This is a genomic window from Mesorhizobium alhagi CCNWXJ12-2 (genome assembly GCF_000236565.1).
GTDB lineage: Bacteria > Pseudomonadota > Alphaproteobacteria > Rhizobiales > Rhizobiaceae > Allomesorhizobium > Allomesorhizobium alhagi.
The window spans coordinates 1-495 of record NZ_AHAM01000188.1 but is presented as its reverse complement, the minus strand read 5'-3'; the positions used below and the strand labels follow the sequence as shown (position 1 = coordinate 495).

The 495-nt window shown below is 63.2% G+C and carries 1 pseudogene; it reads right to left on the bottom strand.

Annotated features, from left to right (window positions below):
• Positions 1-40: 40 nt before the first annotated feature.
• Positions 41-495 (bottom strand): annotated as a pseudogene (locus MAXJ12_RS22115) (IS630 family transposase); the annotation flags it as partial.

The window sequence follows — 495 nt, the reverse complement described above, 5'->3', positions numbered from 1 at the left end:
TGGTATCAACAGAACCTCACTTTCAGAGGTTCCCTCACTATGCGTTTTCGATTGGGTTGAAATCGGGCGAATAAGGCGGCAGGAACAGCGGCCTTGCGCCGGCCTTCTCGATCGCTTCGCGCGCGCCGCTGATCTTATGGGCCGGCAAATTATCCATGATGACGATGTCGCCGGGGCGAAGTTCGGGCGCCAGCACCTGTTCAACATAGGCAAGGAAGGCTGCGCCGTTCATCGGCCCGTCGAGCAGCATCGGCGCGGTCATTCCGGAGAGGCGCAGCCCTGCGGTGAAGGTGGTGGTCTTCCAATGGCCGTGAGGGACGGCTGCAATGCAGCGCTCGCGGCGTAGGCTGCGTCCGCGCAGCCGCGCCATCTTGGTCGACGCACTAGTCTCGTCGATGAAGATCAGCTTCTCGGGGTCAAGGTCGAGTTGACCGTCGAACCAGGCGCGGCGGCGCGCCTTGACGTCGGGGCGCTGCTGTTCTGAGGCGTGCGCCG